This window comes from Herbaspirillum lusitanum (assembly GCF_026127345.1).
Classification (GTDB): Bacteria; Pseudomonadota; Gammaproteobacteria; order Burkholderiales; family Burkholderiaceae_D; genus Herbaspirillum; species Herbaspirillum lusitanum.
Genome location: NZ_QXFG01000023.1, coordinates 1 through 1,767 on the forward strand (window position 1 = coordinate 1; position 1,767 = coordinate 1,767).

2 protein-coding genes are annotated in these 1,767 nt (G+C 62.0%); both read right to left on the reverse strand.

The window, feature by feature from the left end; translation table 11 throughout:
- The coding region (locus DXT88_RS23310) for a branched-chain amino acid ABC transporter permease (protein ID WP_265216245.1) at window positions 1–920 on the reverse strand (920 nt) is incomplete at its 3' end.
- 16 nt (window positions 921–936) lie between these two features.
- Window positions 937–1,767 (reverse strand): branched-chain amino acid ABC transporter permease (locus tag DXT88_RS23315; RefSeq protein ID WP_265216246.1); only part of this gene is annotated, 831 nt, incomplete at its 5' end.

Genomic DNA, 1,767 nt, shown 5'->3' on the forward strand with positions numbered 1-1,767 from the left:
CGGAACGCCAGCACGCAGACGATGAAGATGAAGCCCGTCACGATGGTGACCGAGTCGCCCAGCGTGTTGAACCACTCGATATGCGTCACGCTAGCCAGCCAGTTGCCGATGTCGCCCAGCTTGTTTTCCAGCATGATGATGATCACCGCGCCGACGATAGGACCGACGATCGTGCCCAGGCCGCCAACCAGCGTCATCAGCACCACCAGGCCGGACATGCTCCAGTGCACGTCGGTCAGGGTTTCGAAGCCCAGTATCAGCGCCTTGGTCGAACCGGCAAGACCGGTCAGCGCTGCCGACAGCACGAAGGCCAGCAGCTTGTAGCGGTCGACGTCGTAGCCCAGCGAGATGGCGCGCGGTTCGTTTTCCTTGATCGCCTTGAGCACCTGGCCGAACGGCGAGTGGATGGTGCGCACGATCAGCGCGAAGCCGAATGCCGCCAGCGCCAGCACCAGGTAATACAAGGTCAGGTCGCTGCCGAGATCGATGAAGCCGAACAAGGTCCCGCGCGGGATGCCTTGCAGGCCGTCTTCGCCGCCCGTGAACGGCGCCTGCAGGCAGACGAAGTACAGCATCTGCGCCAACGCCAGCGTCACCATGGTGAAGTAGATGCCCTGGCGACGGATCGCCAGCAGCCCCATCACCAGGCCGACCAACGCGCCGACCACCGTGCCCAGCACCAGGCCGGCTTCAGTCGGCAGGCCCCATACCTTGATCGCATGTCCGGCGACGTAACCGGACCAGCCGAAGAAGGCTGCATGACCGAACGACAGCAGGCCGGTGTATCCGATCAGCAGGTTGAAGGCGCTCGCAAACAGGGCGAAGCACAGGATCTTCATCAGGAACACCGGGTAGAAACCGAATGGCGCCGCCAGCGCAGCCAGCAGGAAAATTCCGTAGGCGATTTTCTTGTTCGTCATATGCATCTCACGCATCTCACTTTTCCTTGCCGAACAGGCCGGCAGGACGAATCATCAGTACGATGGCCATGATGATAAACACCACGGTCGCGGAAATCTCGGGATAGAACACCCGCGTCAGGCCTTCGATCACGCCCAGGCCCAGGCCGGTGACGATGGAGCCGAGGATGGACCCCATGCCGCCGATCACCACCACCGCGAACACCACGATGATCAGGTTCGAGCCCATCAGCGGCGACACCTGGATCACCGGCGCCGCCAGCACGCCGGCGAATGCCGCCAGCGCCACGCCGAAGCCGTAGGTCAGGGTGACCATCAGCGGCACGTTGATGCCGAAGGCTTCCACCAGTTTCGGGTTCTCGGTGCCGGCGCGCAGGTAAGCGCCCAGACGGGTCTTTTCGATCACGAACCAGGTCGAGAAACACACCACCACCGACGCCAGCACGACCCAGGCGCGGTAATTCGGCAAGACCATGAAACCGAGGTTGGTCGCGCCCTGCAGTGCGTCAGGCACCGAATAAGGCTGGCCGGAGACGCCGTAGATCGAACGGAAGATGCCTTCCACCATCAGCGTGATGCCGAAGGTCAGCAGCAGACCGTACAGATGGTCCAGCTTGTAGAGCCAGCGCAGCATGGTCTTTTCGATCACGATGCCGAATGCGCCGACGATGAGCGGCGCCAGGATCAGCATCGCCCAGTAATTGATGTTGAAATAGGTCAGGCCTACCCATGCCGCGAACGCGCCGAGCATGTACAAGGCGCCGTGCGCAAAATTGATCACGTTGAGCAGGCCGAAGATGACCGCCAGTCCCAGCGACAGCATCGCGTAGAACGAGCCGTTCACGAG